The 410-nt window shown below is 55.1% G+C and carries 3 tRNA genes and 1 rRNA gene; all 4 read right to left on the bottom strand.

Annotation, left to right across the window (positions count from 1 at the left end):
- A tRNA-Leu gene (locus ASG93_RS21645) sits at positions 1 to 80 on the bottom strand.
- 19 nt (positions 81 to 99) lie between these two features.
- Positions 100 to 172: transfer RNA gene (locus ASG93_RS21640), tRNA-Lys, on the bottom strand.
- A gap of 7 nt (positions 173 to 179) precedes the next feature.
- Positions 180 to 256: transfer RNA gene (locus tag ASG93_RS21635), tRNA-Met, on the bottom strand.
- A gap of 50 nt (positions 257 to 306) precedes the next feature.
- Positions 307 to 410 (bottom strand): 5S ribosomal RNA (gene rrf / locus ASG93_RS21630); the annotation flags it as partial.

Raw genomic sequence — 410 nt, 5'->3', positions numbered from 1 at the left:
TGCGCGTAGAGGGACTTGAACCCCCACGGTCACCCGCTAGATCCTAAGTCTAGTGCGTCTGCCAATTCCGCCATACGCGCATGCTGTAAATAAGGCAAGTGAGTCATGTAGGATTCGAACCTACGACACCCTGATTAAAAGTCAGGTGCTCTACCAACTGAGCTAATGACTCGCATCATTGGTTGCGGGGGCAGGATTTGAACCTGCGGCCTTCGGGTTATGAGCCCGACGAGCTACCGGGCTGCTCCACCCCGCGTCATAGTTAGATGTGATCCCTACATTATTGCTAATACCCTTGCGGGTACTGCTTGGCAACGTTCTACTCTCCCAGAACCCTGCGGTTCAAGTACCATCGACGCTGGAGGGCTTAACGGTCGTGTTCGAGATGGGAACGCGTGGGTCCCCTCCGC

The sequence above is a fragment of the Paenibacillus sp. Soil787 genome (assembly GCF_001429545.1).
In the GTDB taxonomy this organism is placed as follows: Bacteria; Bacillota; Bacilli; order Paenibacillales; family NBRC-103111; genus Paenibacillus_E.
This window is presented reverse-complemented; position numbering and strand designations above follow the sequence as displayed.